Origin of the sequence: Methanoregula sp. (genome assembly GCF_050010295.1) — an archaeon.
Classification (GTDB): domain Archaea; phylum Halobacteriota; class Methanomicrobia; order Methanomicrobiales; family Methanospirillaceae; genus Methanoregula.
In genome coordinates this window covers 254,258-271,054 of the sequence record NZ_JBEKLH010000004.1, presented here as the reverse complement: position 1 = coordinate 271,054, position 16,797 = coordinate 254,258, and the positions used below count along the sequence as shown (strand labels likewise).

Sequence of the window (16,797 nt, the reverse complement as noted above, 5' to 3'; positions counted from 1 at the left end):
GCATCTCATCAGAGATGTGGCAGAGGGAGTTTGGAAAAACTCCCTCTTGTCGAAAGTCATCAGACTTGAGACATAAGAAGAGCCGAAGGCTCTTCGACATGAGAGAGGGGGTCACGCTCATAACCGTTGAAGAATATATGTGAATCTCACGATAAAATAGGATTTTTCCAGAGCGGAAAAAATGGAAAAAAATTCATGCCGGTTCAGAACCGGTTCTCTTTTCAGCTGCACAGCAGCTCGACTTCGAGGGAAAGCCGGTACATCCGCTTTCGGGCTTTCCGTGGAAGCGTAAACGCGGAGGCCAGGCAGCTCTCAATACTCTCCTGCTTCCGGCCGGCAATCAGGTTATCCGAGTGCGTTACAATCTTCTCCTCGGTCGTCACCGGCATGCAGTCCCGGGGAGAGAGCCCGAGCAACGTACACTCGTCGGCGGTGAGGCCGGCACCGGTATGGCACTCGACAATCCGGGCGACTGCCTCGGGAAACGCCTGTTCGCGGAGGAGGTCCGCACCTGCCTGGGCGTGCAGGATGGAATGGGTCCTGCTCCGTCCGATATCATGGAGCATCGCACCTTCTTCCACAAGACCGGCATCCACCTCAGGGTTGTGCCCGGCATATTCGCATGCGCACCCCCGTACAGCCCTGCAATGGGCTATGACTTTTTTGCTGCACCCTGCCTCGTGCAGAAGATCTTCGTACTTTTTCTGCTTCCGGTCAGGCATGGCCGAGCGACTTTTTTATCGCTTCTATCCTGAGCTTGAGGGATTTTAAGAGCATCTCGTTGTCGAAATGTCCCAGCGGCTGGTCGCAGTCGGGGCACCGGAAATCGGTGTTCATGGCAAGGGGGAAGGTGAAGATGAGGTGACACTCTTTGCAGATATAGAAGTCGTTCTCCTCTTCGAACCGTTCCCTCCGGGAGAGTTTCTCAAGGACGAGCCCCATGTCCTCCCGGATCGCATCATAGATCCGGTCGGTCCGGAGCTGCCAGAGATAGGTGAGCCAGCCGGTCTCGTTGTTCTTGATCCGGTGGTACTCGGCGAGCCGCTTTTCATAGAGGGTATAGAGCGTGTGCCGTACCGAGTTTAAATTGATACCCGTACTTGCCGCGAGATCTTCGTCGCTGTGTTCCCCCTCTTTTGGGAAGCGCTCGAGAAGATTGAGCCCTTCATCGCCGACAAGGCGGTGGAGATACGCACGTATTGCCGGATCGTTCAGCGTTTCTTCGGTTGGATCCATCAGCGCATATATTGTCGGACGGTAGTAATATGCTTATCCAGCACCGACAGCGCTTCCGTGCGGGTGGCACCGCTGCCGTACACGCTGACAACTGCCTGCCCTTCTTCAAAGTGAGTTCCGGGCCACGGGATGTCGGCAACGAGGCCCTTCAGCAGTGCAAGGTCAGCGTTGACGGTCAGATCCCTCTCTGCAAAGAGGATCCTGCGGGCAGCCACCTGGTTCGGGGGTGGTACGGAGTCCGGAAGTCTTCCCGCACAGGAATCTGCATGGAGCTGGAACAGGCTGCACCCGCACGCCATCTCAACGGTATCGACTGTCGCCTGGAAGCGCGGATTCACCTCAATTGCCCATGCCTTCCCGTCACCGGCCACGAAATCGATCCCGATGGTCCCGCTGCAGCCGCTCGCTGCTGCGATCCGTTCGGCAGCTGCGACCATGCGTGCATGGAGCGGGTGGTCGAGCGGTGTTACCGAACCGCAGAAACCGAATGCCGACTCTCCCCTGCCCTGGAGGAACTGCTCGTTCGTGGCAACGGCCCGCGCGCCGACACCGTCCGTGATACAGCAGACGCTCGCGGGCACGCCCCTGGCCAGTTCCTGGCGGATGGAGGGGACATCAGGGTAGAGCGATTCCCAGGCACGCAGCTCTTCTGCGTTCTGAACAACCGCATTCCGCCACCCGCCGGCCCCTCTCCGGGGCTTGACCATGGCGGGAAACTCCCCGGCCCCCAGGAGCCGGGGGACCGGGACGTCCAGCTGCTCAAAAAAATGCTGGGTATCCAGCTTGTCAAGAAACCGGGCGATCTTCTCCCGGGGGGTCCCGCAGAGCGGGATCGTCACCGGCAGGTCTTCTGCCCCGGACGTTGTGACGAACAGGTCAAATGCATGGCGGCGGGCCATCCGTTCAATCGCATCGGGAAGGTCTTCGAGAGTCTCGAACTTCTCCTGGTCCCGGGTGCACCACCCGAGATCCTGGTCGCAGAAGTGATCGACGGCACACACTTCATACCCTGCACGATACGCCGACTGTGCGACGTGGCGTGTCGCAAAGCCGGCGACCAGGACCCTCCCCTTCACCGTCCCTCCGTCTGCTTCCCTGCCTTTGAGGGAACGATGCGGATCTGCGCCCCGGGAAATTCGTTCCGCAGTTCCTCCCCGGAGAAGAGGTGGTCGAGGAAGAGCGCCAGGCTCGAGATCTCGGAATGGGGCTGGGCGGTGACAGCCACATTGTAATCTGAAAGGCCGTAAATCTCGCCGGGGACCTTCTCCGCTCCGACGATGACGAGTATCTTTTTACGCGGGCGTATCTCGCCGACAACGTCCGGCAGGTTCAGGCCGTACATCGTCAGGTGGACGACCGATCCCCCGGAGGCCTTCCACTCCTTGATGCAGGAGCGCCACTTCACGTTGTCCTCGCAGAAGAAGTCCCCGCCCCAGCGCCCCACCACGTCAGCAATGCTCCGGACAACCCCCTTGTCGGATGCCGCAAGGTACATCCCCGCCGCGCCCAGCGCCCGCCCGGTCAGGCCGACGTGGGTGGTGACGCGCTGGTCGCGTTCGGGACGGTGGCCGATCCGGAGAATGACAACCTCGCGTGCCGGCATATCAGGTTTTCCTCTGTCGTACAACCCCATTTTCGATGGTGAACGGAAGGCTTTCATCATATTTTGCCTGGTTCCGGATGAGGGACTCGCCGAACGTCAGCACCCGTGCCTGTTCCCCGTCCCGCTCGACGAGGCAGAAGCGTTCGAGGCGTGCCAGGGAGGCTTCGACTGACGACCGGTCAAGCCCGCTCGTATCGACAAGCATCTCCACGCTGGCCGGTGATGCCGGGGGGATCAGGTGGTAGACCAGCCAGTCCGCATCCTCTTCTTTCACCTGTATTCATTCCATGCGGAGGTGAATAAGGGTTGTTGTCCCGGGCCGCACAGGGGTGAGGTCTTCAGTGATTTTTTTATCCTCCGCAACCAATACGTGGCAATGAGTACTGACCGTTCGGCAGTCCCGTATCCCACGCTGGTTGCCACAGCCGACAAACTCCTCGATGACTGCGAGGACGATGTGGTCTGCCTCTCGATAAGGATAGGCTCTCTTGATGCGGACCTGCAGAGCGAACTGCTGGTCTCCGACCTGCTCAATGCGTACCAGGTGTTCTATTACTCCTTCCGGACCGCCCCGGATGATCTTCTCAGGGAGCGCCTCGAACTGGAGCCCGCGTCCGCGCTTATCCACGGCCTGAAGATCGCCGAGATCGATCTCCTTGAAATCTCCTTTTTCATCAGGGACAATGAGCCCCTCATTACGATCAGCGACGGGGAAAAGGTTGTAGCTGAATATACGGGCCGGCATGCCTATGCTGACGCGATGAAGTACGTGGAAAATCCGCAGTGAGATCAGGATTTTGGTTCACCGCCGGCATTCTGAAATACTAGTCCGGATCCTTTCAGATAATGAACGTATCAGTAACCAGTAAAGTCTCCGCAGAACACCTTTTTTGTAGAGGTCAGGTCAGCCTCAGGCTATTATTGCCGGTCCCCGGCACTGATCAGCTGCCCGTCCACCACCGCGTGGACGAGAGGCGGGAGTTCGCCCCAGCGGACTGTTATCCCGCCCATGATGGCAAGGACTCCCCCGACCTCCCCAGGATCGAGCAGGTCGAGGACCGTGCGGTCATCGGGCCGGATCCGGTTGCAGACCGCGGTAGCCCATGCGTCGGCAAGGGCAACATCGTGCGAAAAGATGGTCACGGCGTCGGCAATACCGAACGAGATGGAAGGGCCCACCGTTGCCGACGAGGTGCAGATGCCGAGGATCCGGTCCTGTGGCGGGACAACGAACGCGACCCGGTTGGAGAGTGCAGCCTCGCCTGCGTGGACCCCGACCCTCACCGGGCGGTCGCTCACGAGGGCAATGTCGCCGCCGTTGTCGATAACCCCGAACGGTGCCCCTGCGGCCTGCATAGCCTCGACCCCCGCCCATGCGATCGCCCCGGCAACGGCAGCCATCGGCCCCACTCCCGCCCTGCGGGTCGCACCAGCCATGCGGACGATGATCCGCTCGTCCGAATCCGGCGTGTAGGGATCGAAGGTGGCTGCAAAAAAAGGGTCGCGGGCGATATGCCGTTCGAGCGCCTGCCGCGCCGCGAGGATGCCCTCCTTTGCCGCGGCGATGTGGGCCGGGTCATCGGCGAGGATCGTGGCTATGGTCTCCCGGAAGCGGAACGGCTCCCGGATCATAGCGGCAGGGAGAGCGCCCGGTGCGGGCACGCATCGACGCACTTGCCGCAGAGGATACACCTCTCCTCGGCAAGGACCATCTTCCAGTCCGGGTCAAACGAGAAGACTTCCCGGGGGCAGACACTGATACAGGCACCGCAGTCCACGCACTCGCTCTCATTCTTGTTTATACCGTGCTCGAGGATGCGGACCTGGGCGCCAAGACTGGTCATGGAGTCCCGGACCAGCCTGCACTGGTCGTCCGGCACGTCAATCAGAGCCTCTCCCTCGGAAGAATCGATCACCGCACGCTCGACATTGATCAGGACACCGGTATCGCGGACTACCTGCGCGATGATAGGTTTCCTCCCTTTTCCGCGCGAGAAGTTGACCAGGAGTTTCATTTCAGCCACCTCCCCCCGAGGAGTTTCCCGAGGTCCATCGCTGTCAGGAGAGCCACCACCCGGTGCTGCGGGTCGACCACCGGTAAAGCGCTGATATTGTTCTGTTCCAGTTTCCTGATGGCAATATCCACGGACTCATCCGGGGTCGTCGTGATCACCTTGGTCTTCATAATATCCTTTACAAGATGCGCCTTGCCGGGGTTTGCCACGGCCTTGGAGACATCGAACGTCGTAACGATGCCGACCAGGACCTGGTCGACGTTCACCACGGGCAGGTGGTTGGTCTCCCCCCTGAGGAGTTTCTTTGCCGCGGTCCTGATCTCCTCGGTCTCCCCGATGGTGATCACGCTCTTGTCCATGATGTCCAGAACCCGCGGTCCCTTGGCGGACTGGTGCATCGGCCGTGCTACCTTTGCCGGATCGATCATCCTTGTTGGCAGCGAGAGCTGCATGGTGCCGTTCTCCACCCATTTCTTCAGCTCGAGCGCAACCTGACGGGCCCTGCGGAAACTCGAGAGCGCGGAGGTCCGTACCTCCTCGCCATTGAGCTCCACGGTCCCGCTGCGGAGCTCCGCATAGGTGACCTTCCTCATGACCGGGCGGCTCCGGCTCGGGACCCCGTAATCGAGGATATCGACGCTGATATCCTCATCGCGGATCGCGGTGGCGCGCACGACATCGATGTCGAGCACCGGGAGCGGTACACCGAGGCCGACATACAGAGTCACCCCGTAGCCGGTCATGGTCGCGGCTCTCAGGAAGTCCTGGGACATCTGCTTGAGGTCGCCGGTGACCATCAGGGTGCCAAACCCCCCGGCCGGGGAGTGCTGGGTGCCCTCTCCCACGACCATTCCCGGGGCCCCGCACAGAAAGATCGGGACGCCGCTGCCGATCAGCCTGAGCTTCGGGTCGTTCGAGAGCGGGTTTAAGAGGCCGGCACCCGAGTAGGTGATATTGGTGCACCCGGGAAGAAGGGTTCCCATGTAGGTACTGAGCGTCCGATCCGTCGTGTTCGTTGCCGCATTGTAGCGCTGGTAGGCATTGCGCGGGTTGCACATGATCGCCTGGTTGAGGTTCTCGAGGACGAGCTCCGTTGTGATCGTCCGCCTCGGGTAGCAGTCCGTCCCCCGTGAACTCGCGCGCAGTTCCACCGATTTCCCGGCAACAAGATCCTCTAACACGTGGGCCCCTCCGTATTCTTCCTCCAGAGTGTCGGACTGCTGGGTTGCGCCGATGTAGGTATCCACCGCCGCCAGCCCTCCGTAGGCCTCGACATTGTTGAGCCAGATCCGCTCCATCCGTATCGGGGGTTCGGCATGCCCGAAGTTGATGAACGCACCGGAGGAGCACATGGCCCCGAAGGTACCGGTCGTGACAACGTCGACTTCTTTCAGGGCGCCCTCTTCCCCGAGTTCGGCAACGATCGCGGGCATCTCCTCCGCGGTGACCACGCGTGCGCTTCCCTCCCGGATGCGTTCATTGATCTGGCTGATGGACTTCTGCATGCCTTGGGATATGTTTTTATGAATATTAAAAGTAATTGCTATTACCTCAAGTAATAAATGCTATTTAATCCCTGACGCCCATCTTCCTCTATGCATGTTCGTACCTTCATCGAGGGGATGGAACGGCTTGCCCCACCGGAACTTGCGGAGGAGTTCGATGCCGGGAAGATCGGTCTGGTTGTTGAAGGGAGGACGGAGATCGCAAACGTCTTCTGCGCACTGGACGCGACACCGTTCGTGGTGAAAGAGGCGGCCGCCGGAGGAGCTGACATGCTCGTCGTCCACCATACCCCCCTCTGGACACCGCTCACGGCAATGACCGGGCGGACGGCGCTCCTGATGCGCGACATTCTCTCGTCCGGCATGAACCTCTATGTGATGCACACCAACTTCGACCGGGCGGACGGCGGAGTGAACGATGCACTTGCCGGGCTCCTCTCTCTGGGTGATAGTATACCCATGTCGCTTGGAAAAGTCGGCAGCTGCACCATCCCCCTGCCGGAAATCTCCCGCAGGCTCGGGGGAAACCTTCGTGTCTGGGGTAAAATTCCGCAAATCAAACGGCTTGCGATTGTTGCAGGCAGCGGGTTTGACATGGCGCTGCTGGAAGAGGCCCGGGACCTCGGTGCCGATGCGTTCCTCTCGGCGGAGATGAAGCACTCGGTGGCCCGCTCGGCCCCGCTTCCCTGCATCGAAGCCACCCACTACGCGCTCGAAGCCCCGGCCATGCAGCAGCTCGCGGTCCGGCAGGGCTGGGAATATATCGACGATCCCCCGGTTCTCACGTCCGTCCCATGAGCGATATATGGCAGCACCTTTCCGAAAAGAGGGTGCTTGATACAGCCCTGTGTGAGGAGATCGAGGCGGTGTTTGGCAGCCGCGGGAAGAAGGCACTGGCCGCGATCGATGCAAATAAGATCAAAAAGTATCTCGATTTTTTCGTTGTCGAAGGAAAGACCGCCCGCTATATCGTAGACGAGGACTTCTGCACGTGCGGGGACTTCATGTACCGGGGCAGGACCTGTTGGCACCTGCTCGCCGTCAGGATCGCCCGGGTCACCGGAACGTTCGAGCGTGTCGACAGCTGGTACCAGGATCAGCTGAAGACCGCTCCCGAGCAAAACCTAGATTAGCGTTCGGCGGCAACTAAACCCATGAGACATGATTTGTCAGGCTCGTAAAAACCACAAAAATGTGGCAGAGATCATATTTTTATTATACTTCGTCCGATGGAGAGATCTGATACCTGCTCGACTAAAACCGGCCTTTTCCGGTCCCTTTCCCCTCAGCAATCTATAAACCTCTTTTCTCCCATCCTCTGTATTGGCAATGTCGAAGTACCATAACCCCGGGATCGAGACGATGAACCGGGACGGTCTCGATTCCCTGATCGACGAGCGAGTGAGGTATACCGTCCGGTATGCCCATGAACATTCCATGTTCTACCGGCACTGGTTCGAAAAGAACGGGATCAACCCGGGCGATATCCGGGTTCACGAGGACCTGCTGCAGCTCCCCGTCGTTTCCGGCCGCACTATACGCGAGCACCAGCCGCCGAACACTCCGGATTTCCAGTTCTGTTCGACGGCCTGGGGAGACATCTTCACCATCCAGGAGACGAGCGGTACGAGTGGGACACCCAAGAGTTTCTTCCTCACATGGGACGACTGGAAACGGTATGCGGAGAAGTATGCCCGGAGTTTTGTCTCGCAGGGGTTCGGCCCCGATGACCGGGTGATCGTGTGCGCTTCCTACGGCATGAACGTGGGGGCGAACACGATGACGCTTGCAGCCCAGAGGCTCGGGATGACCGTCATCCCATTCGGCAGGTGTGACTTCGCTTCGAGGGCCATCACAGGATACCGCCCGACGGCGATCGTGGGGAGCGTGTTCAAGCTCCTCCGGTTGGCGCACCGGCTGGAGCTGGAAGGGATCCGGCTTGAAGACACCTCGATCACGAAGTTGGTCGCCGGGGGCGAGAGTTTTGCCGATGAGTCTCGTACGTACCTCGCAGAGATGTGGGGATGTCCGGTGTACAACACCTATGGGAGCACCGAGGGGACGATGTGCGGGGAGTGCACGGAACTCGCCGGGCTCCATGTCCCGGAAGACCTCGTCCACCTCGACATTTACGATCCGCAGATGAAAGCGTTCGTCTCCGATGGCAACTGCGGGCGGGTGGTCCTCACTACACTCCTCCCGGAGGGCTCAAAGGCGGGCACCCTCCTGCTCAACTACGACACCGAGGATACGACGGCAGTCCTTTCCAGGGAGCAGTGTGCCTGCGGCAGGACGCACCTGCGGATCTTCAACCCGCAGAGGGAGGCCGAAACGGTCTGGATCCTCGGGGATTCCGTGAACCGCGTGGACGTTGAGGCCGGTGTCTTCCAGCCGGAGAACATGCAGTTCCTCAATGGCGAATACGAGGCATTCATCTACGATGGTGGATCGCCGGGGGAGGTCGTGATGCGGGTGAGCGTGGAGTGCACGGATCCGGAGATCGCTGACCGGAGGCTCATCGAAGACCGTTTTATCGGGCATCTCTTAAAAAACAAGAAGAATCTGGTGCAGCATTACGGGGATAGGACCTTCTCCGTGCTGTTCAACTTTGTCCAGCCGGGGGAGCTTGAGCTTCACAAACTCAGGGGTCGGCCAAAACGCCTCGTCGACCGCCGGTCCATATAATGTGCATATCACGGATCCCCGGGGGGCTTGCCTGCCGCAGGGAAACCCGTTTTCTCCCGCATGAGGCCGCTCACCGGCGTTCAGGCACGAGACGGTTGGCGACGGCGACCGCTTCTTCTGCATTTCCTGCGCACGCGTCGGCGCCGATCTGTTTCCAGAGGTCAGGAACAATCCTGAACGGATATCCGCCCACGACGATCTTTGCCCGTGCAGTCCCCCGGTCCGCACGCAGCGAGCGGATAAGGTACTGGATATCAGGAAGATTGCGCTGCATGGTCGTGGACAGCGCGATCATGTCGGCCTTACGGTCCCGCACTGCCTCAAGGATACTCTGCACCGGTGTGTTTGCCCCGGTATAATAGGTGTTCCACCCGTCCATCTCGAAAAAGTCGGCCACCATGCGGATCCCGACATCATGAAGGTCCGTCCCGACAGTGGCAGCGATGAGGGTTGTTCCCCTTCGGCCCATGCCTCCGCTGCCCGAAGAGAGGAGCCGGTCGTGCAGCCGGGCCATGAGCGTTTCGACAGAAGCGGTTACGAAATGTTCCTGAGCGATACTCACCTGCTGCAGCTGCCAGAGCCTTCCCGTTTCCCGCAGCACCGGCTGGAGGATGTGGAGATAGACATCCCTCACGGGTGTGCCGGACCTGACCGCATCATCGAGTACCCTCCCAGCCCGCTCCCGATCCGCCGCGGTGACGGCGGTGAGGAAGGACCGGGCAACGTCAGCGAGAGGGTTGTCCGGGGTTATGCAGGAGGGAATGTCCGGGGAGACATTTTTAAGGACGGCCAGACTTTCGGTAATCATGGTCGCGGCGCGGGTGCGGAAATCCGGGGGCAGTTCCTTTTGGAGGACTTCGCCCAGCGCATCGAGAACAAGGGATACATGGTTCTTCGGGAAGTGCAGGGCGGTGAGATGTACCTTTGCCCAGCAGGTATGATCGATGAAAACAGCCGGATTATCAATCGCAAGCGATTCCTCGAGACTGTTGATATGATCCCTGAGCTCTTCCAGTACCCTCATCTTCTGGAAAGCGCTTGAGTTACGCCAGGTGCCCGGGTGTCTCTTCCCGAACTGGTCCAGGGCCTTTCCTGCCAGGTAATCCCGATCCAGGTTCACGGGATGGTATATGGGTAAAACGGCCTGATTCATTCGTGTACCCCCTCTTCCGGTTCTGAGAGAGAATCTGGCTGGAGGGTTATTATTTTTCCCTCTGGATCGATCAAGGTTGATGGGAGCGACATGGAACGAGGGGGCTCACCGGAAAGGGTTTGCTGACACCCGCTATCGTTCTTCCCCACTCTGGAACGCGAAGCTCCGGCCATCACCCAATCGCGGGCAGTCCGGATTGAGGATGACCGCCTCTGCCCCAAGGACACCTGGTACCAGGACCAGCTGAAAAATACCGCGAGCGGCTTTGCACGTAATGTCGCTTCTGCACGTAAAGTCGGGATCTTGCACGAAAAGTTGGAGGAATCGTGAAATCTATTAATTGGATCTCAATCTCGCTTCATGCGAAATTCATCTTATTGTCTATATTAACAATAGGCATGATTACTTACAGTAATGAGTTGAAATCGTTTATCGGGTATTACTATTTAGTTGCAATGGTTACAATATATTTAATTCATAGAGATTTTAAGATAATAATGAAATGATCATATTCGTTTTAGCATCCTTATTTTTCGAAGTAAACTTCTTTTTAATCCCACTTGCTCCGCAAATAATAGATTTTACCCAGAAAAAAATATTGCCCGTCCTATCAGTATCTGGAATTCTTTACCCGGAGTATGCAATCCTAGCAGTAATGCTAATATATCTTTTTTATTTTGTATTTTTCTTGCTTTTGGATTTGACGGCATATCTTGGAAACTATAACAAAAAAGAGGCTAAGAAAAATAGATTTAATTATACCTTAAAAATAATAGGGTGCTATCTGGTGCTCACATTTCCAGTATATTTAACAATTTTCACTCTTGTCCAATTACCAGCAAACCCTACAATCGTAGATTATGGGTTAATGTTTCCAGTAATGACTTCATTTTTAATTTCTCTAAGATTTCTCGCGAATCCCACAGAATTTATTCACAACTGGCGTTACAAAGAAATCCCTCTCGAAGATATAAAAAAACATGCGGCTTATATTAAAGAGCAAGTCATTTCATTTTATTTTGCATTGATCGAAGCTGGAATTTTTATCATATTGATTGGGATTGTTTTTAAAGATACAAAAGAGAGATTGACTTCGAATCTAATTGGGATGTTTAGTTCCCCAGAAAATCTCGCTGTATTTATTATCTCATACTTGCTTTCATTGGTTCTATTAGGTCTATTAGGAGAGTTGTATTTGGATTATGCTAAAGTAATTGATATAAATCCAGAATCCTGAAAATTATCCAGAAATCAACGAATACTTATTTCTTGCACTTGCACTCTCGGTGAACCTTGATCAACCTCTTGATAATCACGTCGTAAGTTTCACCCTTCGTTCCAAGGGTCTGTAACTCATCTCTTGTTTCAATCATTACCTGAATTGTCGTGTTATTCTTAGTTGTGGTTGCCATAAATATCATAGCCGCTATTCTTATTTAAGTTCTGCTATAGCCACCATAGTGTTTATATACTTATAGTGCCTATAATTACTATAGTGAGTGGAGAGGAAGATGATGACACGATCACATGAACCATTGAAAACCACAAGGGAAGAACGCGGAAAAGCAATCGCAGAAAAGAGCGGTCAGATCCAGAAAGTCAAAGACAACCAGTACAAGGTAAAGTCACAGTCTGGCAACGGTTCCTATGAAATCAAAATCGGCAAGAACGGAGCCGAATGCAGTTGCCCGGACTTCCAGAACCGGCACCAGCCCTGTAAACATATCCTTGGGCTTCGCTATTTCTTAGAAGTTCAGAAGGACACCCCCGAGGGGACAGTCACCGAAAAGGTACACCTGACCTATTCTCAGGCATGGAGCGCATACAACGCCGCACAGACCGAAGAGATCAAGTTGTTTGACGCTCTCCTGAAAGACTTGGTTAAGGCAATCCCTGAGCCAGAACAGAAGATGGGGCGCCCGCGCATCCCAATGAGTGAAAACCTCTTCTGCGCTATCCAGAAAGTTTACTCTCAGTTATCCAGCCGCCGCGCTCACAGCCTGTTCCAGAACGCGGTAGAGAGAAAACAGATCGACCACGCGCCCTACTTTAATGCACCATCAGCACTCTTCAACAAGCCCGAAATAACGCCCCTCCTTCAGGAATTGGTCACACTATCAGCATTACCCGTTGCTGAGCTGGAAACAGATTTCGCGGTGGATTCTACGGGCTTCCGAACCACATCATTTAGCGAATACTGCGGAATGAAACACGGTCAGAAGAAAGCGCACCGATGGATTAAGGCACACATGGCAACCGGCGTTAAGACCAACATTGTTACCAGTATCGAGATCACCGCTGAGAACGTCCACGATTCCACGCAATTCAAACCTATCATCAAAGACATCTCAAAGAACTTCAATATCCGCGAGATTTCCGCCGATAAAGCGTATTCATCACGGGATAACTACGAGGCTGTAAATGCTCTCGGCGGGACTGCATATATCCCCTTCAAGAATAATGCAACCAGTAGGACTCTCGGCTCACCGATCTGGAATAAAATGTACCACTACTTCCAGCTCAATAAGGATGAATTCATGGAGCACTATCATAAGCGCAGTAACACTGAGTCAACCAACGCAGCGATAAAGAGGAAGTTCGGTGAGACCCTGAAATCAAAGAACCAAGTCGCTCAGGTGAATGAACTTCTGGCAAAGATTATCGCCTACAATCTGACGGTAGTAATTCACGAGATGTATGAGAACGGGATCACACCGGACTTCCTGAGTAAAACCCCGATGAACGGAACGGCAACAAAATAATTTCTTTAAATTGTCTTTTCTTATTAGGGAAATAGAAAGAATTTAGCAATCCCCGAAATTATTTCGTTTGAAAAGAACTTTACTGCAACAATCACTGTCGTGTATACAAGAAAGCACATCCATACAAATACCCCCGGAAGCAGCACAGCCACGAATACCAGAAATGCGATTAAAATAATAAGATTTTCAATGCGAATATTCATCTAAATTCAGAAGATAATTTTCCCTGAGCTGCCATCAACCTATCTCACTATTGCATTCTGCACGTAAAGTCCGGTGTCTGCACGTAAAGTCAGGTCAAATACCCACTTTACGTGCAAAGCCACCGCGAGCAAAACCTAGATTAGCGTTTGCGGTCAACAGTACTGACGATACGTGTTACTTATGCTCGAAGAGGAATACCAGCTCGAATATTTCAAGACCCAGGGGCTGACGCGGAAGATCTGCAAAAGCTGCGGTTCGGCATTCTGGACCCGCGACAGCTCGCGCGAGATCTGCGGGGACGCCCCCTGCGAGCCCTATACCTTCATCGGCAACCCGGTCTTTGCGCCCCACACCCTCGACAGTATGCGCGAGGCATACCTCTCCTTTTTTGAGAAGCAGGGGCATACCCGGGTGGAACGGTACCCCGTGGTGGCACGCTGGAGGGACGACATTTACCTCACGATCGCGTCCATCGCGGACTTCCAGCCGTTCGTGACCGGCGGTATTGTTCCCCCGCCGGCCAACCCGCTGACCATCTCCCAGCCCTGTATCCGGCTCAACGACCTCGACTCGGTCGGCAGGTCCGGGAGGCACCTGACCACGTTCGAGATGATGGCGCACCATGCGTTCAACACTCCCACGGAAGAGATCTACTGGAAAGACCGGACCGTCGAACTCTGCGACCAGTTCATCGCGTCCGTCGGCGGGGACATCAACCTGGTGACCTACAAGGAGCACCCGTGGATCGGCGGCGGGAACGCCGGGCCGAGCGTGGAAGTGCTGATCGGCGGGCTCGAGGTGGCGACCCTCGTCTTCATGAGCCTCGGGCGGCAAAAGACCAAGGACCCGGGCTACGAGCTGAACGGCGAGATGTACTACCCGATGAAACTCAGGATCGTGGACACCGGCTACGGCCTCGAGCGGTTCGTCTGGGCATCCAAAGGTTCTCCTACGATCTACGACGCCGTATTCCCCGAGATGGTCAGCAGGGTGATGAGCTCGGCCGGGCTCAGCCACCTGCTCGACAACAAGGACTATACCAAGATCCTTGCCCTCAACGCGAAGTTTGCCGGGCTCATGGACATCTCCGGCACCAACCTCTTCAACCTGCGCAAGAAAGTGGCGGCTGCAATCGAGGTCTCACCGGAGAAACTCGACAAGATGATCACCCCCATCGAGAAGGTGTACGCCGTTGTCGACCACACCCGCTGCCTTGCCTACATGCTCGGGGACTGCATCGTGCCCTCGAACGTCAGGGAAGGCTACCTCGCCCGGCTGGTCATCCGCCGGACCCTGCGCATGATGGCCGAACTCAAGATTGAAGAGCCCCTTGCCGATCTCATCGAGCAGCAGACCAGGATCATCGGCACCCGGAAGTTCGAGCAGGACCTTGGCGTAGTCCGCGAGATCGTCGACCGGGAGACAGAGAAGTACGCGTCCACCCTCGAGCGCGGCACCAGGATCGTCCAGAAAGTCGCAAAGACCTACAAGGCGAAGAGCCAGCGGGTCCCCTTAAGCGAGATCATCACGCTCTACGACTCCCACGGGATCCAGCCGGAGATGATCAAGGATATCGCCGCCAAGGAGGGTGCCGTGGTCGATCTCCCGGACAACTTCTATTCCATGGTCGCGGACATGCACTCCGGGTCGAAGAAGGAAGCCGAAGAGGACCGGACCGGGAAGTATGCCGAGCGGGTGCAGGGCCTCCCGCCGACCAAGAAACTCTATTACGAGCAGCCTTCGGAGATCGAGTTCGAGGCCGTCGTGCTCGACTTTTTCGACGGCTATGCGGTGCTCGACCAGACCCTCTTCTACCCGGAAGGAGGGGGCCAGCCCGCAGATACCGGGACGCTCGTTTCCGCGGAGAGCATGGTCCGGGCCGACGGGGTCGTCAAGGTCGGCGAGGTCATCCTCCACCACGTGGGCGGGGGCGTCCTCCAGCGCGGCGACCGGGTGAAGGGGATGGTGGACGAGGAACGGCGCTGGTCGCTGATGCGGCACCACACGGCTACCCACATCCTCCTCCATGCTGCAAAAGAAGTGCTCGGCGCCCATATCCACCAGGCCGGGGCCCAGAAAGGCAGCGAGTCCTCCCGCGTAGACCTCCGCCACTTCAAGCACATCACGGCCGACGAACTCCGCCGGATCGAGATCGCGGCAAACCGGATGATCATGGCAGGCCAGCCAGTGGAGATCACGGTCGAGGACCGGACGAAAGCCGAACAGAAATACGGGTTCTCCCTCTACCAGGGAGGAGTGCCCCCGGGCAGGACCATCCGTATCGTGAAAGTTGCCGGGGACGTAGAGGCGTGCGCAGGCACCCACTGCCGGAACACCGGTGAGGTCGGCGTCATCAAGATCATCCGGGTCGAGCACATCCAGGACGGTATCGAACGCATCGAGTTTGCTGCCGGCGTTGCTGCAATCTATTATATGCAGCATCTCGAGCAGATCGTTGCATCTGCCGCAGATACCCTGTCCGTTCAGTTCGAGAACCTGCCGCCGACAGTATCCCGCTTCTTCCTGGAATGGAAAGACCAGAGGAAGGAGATCGAGCGGATGAGCGCAAAACTGGTCGAGCTGGAGATGCAGTCACTGGTTGCCGAACCGGTCGGCGGCGTATCGGTCGTGGTCAGACGGATCGACCTCCCGCAGAAAGAGCTTTCGGCCATTGCCACCTCCGTTGCGGAAAAAGGCGGCGTGGCACTCCTCGCCGGTGCCGGTGAGACGGTCCGGGTGGTCCTCGCGTCAGGAGACCCCCGGGTGAATGCCGGGGAGATCATCAGCCAGGTCTGCAGCCTGCTCGGGGGAAAAGGCGGGGGGAAGGCAGCGATGGCACAGGGTGGCGGGCCGGATGCGAACCAGCTGGACCTTGCACTGAAGGTCGGACGCGAACGCATCCTTGCGGCACTGCATGGCTGACCCTGTCCTTGTCCTTGAACCCGGCGACGAACGGGCTCAGAAGATCGCAAAAGCGATGTCCAGCCAGACCGCCGGGGAGATCCTCCGGCTGCTCGGGGAGGGCCAGAAGAGCCTGACCGACCTTGCCGAACGGCTGTCCCTCCCGATGAACACGGTGAAATACCATGTCGAGAACCTGCTCGATGCCGGGCTGATATCGGTCGCCGATACCAGGTACAGCGTAAAAGGGCGTGAAGTAAAGATCTATACCCTCACCAACCAGGTCCTCATTGTCGCCCCCCGTCAGTCCGATGTCCGCTCGCTGTTGCTGAAATATGCGTCACTGTTCTGTATTGTCGCCGTTGCCTCTCTCACGGTCGCTGTCATCCTGCCCATGCTTGAAGAAAACGTGAACGCCCCCGTCATTACGCCCGCAGCTGCCGGAGTGATGCGGGAGACACCTGCGGTGGCATTGAAAGCGGGCTGGGATGGGATTGCCGCCCCCCCGGCTGCCGCTGCGATTGATCCGGCACTCGCCTTCTTCCTTGGCGGGGTTCTTGTTATCCTTGTACTGCTCTGCTACGAAGCGTGGCTCTGGAAGAGACGGGGATGAATGGCAAAGCCTTTCGGGTTTGTCTGAGGAAAAAGTTGTCACTTTTTCGGCTTTGTAGAAACCCTATTTTTCTGATCATTTGCTTATATTTTGTTGCGGTTAGGAGGGTGACCCCCTCTC

Annotated in this window: 18 protein-coding genes; 8 read left to right on the top strand and 10 right to left on the bottom strand. The window is 56.8% G+C overall.

Going from position 1 to position 16,797, the window contains the following annotated elements; all coding sequences use genetic code 11:
* Positions 1-221: 221 nt before the first annotated feature.
* The 5 genes from ABSB80_RS07335 to ABSB80_RS07315 are packed head-to-tail and all read right to left on the bottom strand — an operon-like array spanning position 222 to position 3,113.
* Positions 222-722: an HD domain-containing protein gene (locus ABSB80_RS07335; RefSeq protein ID WP_428369654.1), complete on the bottom strand. Its 501-nt coding sequence runs from the start codon at positions 720-722 to the stop codon at positions 222-224.
* Positions 715-1,236, bottom strand: coding sequence for a transcription factor (locus ABSB80_RS07330; protein ID WP_428369652.1), 522 nt, complete (start codon positions 1,234-1,236; stop codon positions 715-717). The genes ABSB80_RS07335 and ABSB80_RS07330 overlap by 8 nt, the downstream gene beginning before the upstream one ends.
* Entirely contained in the window at positions 1,236-2,312 is a 1,077-nt protein-coding gene (locus tag ABSB80_RS07325) for an ATP-grasp domain-containing protein (protein WP_428369650.1), read from the bottom strand. Before ABSB80_RS07325 ends, ABSB80_RS07330 begins: the two co-directional genes overlap by 1 nt.
* Entirely contained in the window at positions 2,309-2,839 is a 531-nt protein-coding gene (locus ABSB80_RS07320; RefSeq protein ID WP_428369648.1) for a tRNA (cytidine(56)-2'-O)-methyltransferase, read from the bottom strand. Before ABSB80_RS07320 ends, ABSB80_RS07325 begins: the two co-directional genes overlap by 4 nt.
* A gap of 1 nt (position 2,840) precedes the next feature.
* A complete protein-coding gene (locus tag ABSB80_RS07315) occupies positions 2,841-3,113 on the bottom strand; it encodes a MarR family transcriptional regulator (protein WP_428369646.1) in 273 nt (90 codons plus the stop codon).
* 102 nt (positions 3,114-3,215) lie between these two features.
* Between ABSB80_RS07315 and ABSB80_RS07310 the strand changes: the two genes are divergently transcribed.
* Positions 3,216-3,626, top strand: a complete 411-nt coding sequence (locus ABSB80_RS07310; protein WP_428369644.1) for a hypothetical protein — start codon at positions 3,216-3,218, stop codon at positions 3,624-3,626.
* Between the two features lie 131 nt (positions 3,627-3,757).
* On the opposite strand, the gene ABSB80_RS07305 is transcribed toward ABSB80_RS07310, so the two are convergent.
* Genes ABSB80_RS07305 through ABSB80_RS07295 form a run of 3 tightly spaced genes read right to left on the bottom strand, consistent with a single transcriptional unit; the run spans position 3,758 to position 6,359 of the window.
* On the bottom strand, positions 3,758-4,471 hold the full coding sequence (locus ABSB80_RS07305) for a UPF0280 family protein (protein ID WP_428369642.1): 714 nt from the start codon (positions 4,469-4,471) through the stop codon (positions 3,758-3,760).
* On the bottom strand, positions 4,468-4,854 hold the full coding sequence (locus ABSB80_RS07300; protein ID WP_428369640.1) for a DUF362 domain-containing protein: 387 nt from the start codon (positions 4,852-4,854) through the stop codon (positions 4,468-4,470). The genes ABSB80_RS07305 and ABSB80_RS07300 overlap by 4 nt, the downstream gene beginning before the upstream one ends.
* Positions 4,851-6,359 carry a homocysteine biosynthesis protein gene (locus ABSB80_RS07295; RefSeq protein ID WP_428369638.1) on the bottom strand — a complete coding sequence of 503 codons (1,509 nt, stop codon included), beginning with the start codon at positions 6,357-6,359 and terminating at the stop codon, positions 4,851-4,853. Before ABSB80_RS07295 ends, ABSB80_RS07300 begins: the two co-directional genes overlap by 4 nt.
* Before the next feature lie 90 nt (positions 6,360-6,449).
* Between ABSB80_RS07295 and ABSB80_RS07290 the strand changes: the two genes are divergently transcribed.
* The 3 genes from ABSB80_RS07290 to ftsA all read left to right on the top strand — a co-directional run bounded on the left by ABSB80_RS07290 (position 6,450) and on the right by ftsA (position 9,044).
* Entirely contained in the window at positions 6,450-7,157 is a 708-nt protein-coding gene (locus tag ABSB80_RS07290) for a Nif3-like dinuclear metal center hexameric protein (RefSeq protein WP_428369636.1), read from the top strand.
* Positions 7,154-7,492: an SWIM zinc finger family protein gene (locus tag ABSB80_RS07285; protein WP_428369634.1), complete on the top strand. Its 339-nt coding sequence runs from the start codon at positions 7,154-7,156 to the stop codon at positions 7,490-7,492. Before ABSB80_RS07290 ends, ABSB80_RS07285 begins: the two co-directional genes overlap by 4 nt.
* A 190-nt stretch (positions 7,493-7,682) precedes the next feature.
* Positions 7,683-9,044, top strand: coding sequence for a coenzyme F390 synthetase (ftsA, locus tag ABSB80_RS07280; protein ID WP_428369632.1), 1,362 nt, complete (start codon positions 7,683-7,685; stop codon positions 9,042-9,044).
* Between the two features lie 70 nt (positions 9,045-9,114).
* Here ftsA and ABSB80_RS07275 read toward each other — a convergent pair whose 3' ends face one another.
* Complete coding sequence (locus ABSB80_RS07275; protein WP_428369630.1) at positions 9,115-10,164, bottom strand: cobalamin B12-binding domain-containing protein; 1,050 nt, start codon at positions 10,162-10,164, stop codon at positions 9,115-9,117.
* A gap of 535 nt (positions 10,165-10,699) precedes the next feature.
* Between ABSB80_RS07275 and ABSB80_RS07270 the strand changes: the two genes are divergently transcribed.
* Positions 10,700-11,434, top strand: a complete 735-nt coding sequence (locus ABSB80_RS07270; protein ID WP_428369628.1) for a hypothetical protein — start codon at positions 10,700-10,702, stop codon at positions 11,432-11,434.
* A gap of 25 nt (positions 11,435-11,459) precedes the next feature.
* Here the strand turns inward: ABSB80_RS07270 and ABSB80_RS07265 are convergent, their stop codons facing one another.
* The gene (locus ABSB80_RS07265; RefSeq protein WP_428369626.1) at positions 11,460-11,609 is read right to left on the bottom strand and encodes a DUF7557 family protein; all 150 of its coding nucleotides are present in this window, start codon (positions 11,607-11,609) and stop codon (positions 11,460-11,462) included.
* A gap of 87 nt (positions 11,610-11,696) precedes the next feature.
* On the opposite strand from ABSB80_RS07265, the gene ABSB80_RS07260 reads away from it, so the two are divergent.
* The 3 genes from ABSB80_RS07260 to ABSB80_RS07250 all read left to right on the top strand — a co-directional run bounded on the left by ABSB80_RS07260 (position 11,697) and on the right by ABSB80_RS07250 (position 16,677).
* On the top strand, positions 11,697-12,959 hold the full coding sequence (locus ABSB80_RS07260) for an IS5 family transposase (protein ID WP_428369624.1): 1,263 nt from the start codon (positions 11,697-11,699) through the stop codon (positions 12,957-12,959).
* Between the two features lie 384 nt (positions 12,960-13,343).
* A complete protein-coding gene (gene alaS, locus ABSB80_RS07255) occupies positions 13,344-16,085 on the top strand; it encodes an alanine--tRNA ligase (RefSeq protein ID WP_428369802.1) in 2,742 nt (913 codons plus the stop codon).
* On the top strand, positions 16,078-16,677 hold the full coding sequence (locus ABSB80_RS07250; protein WP_428369622.1) for an ArsR/SmtB family transcription factor: 600 nt from the start codon (positions 16,078-16,080) through the stop codon (positions 16,675-16,677). Before alaS ends, ABSB80_RS07250 begins: the two co-directional genes overlap by 8 nt.
* The last annotated feature ends 120 nt before the right edge of the window (positions 16,678-16,797 follow it).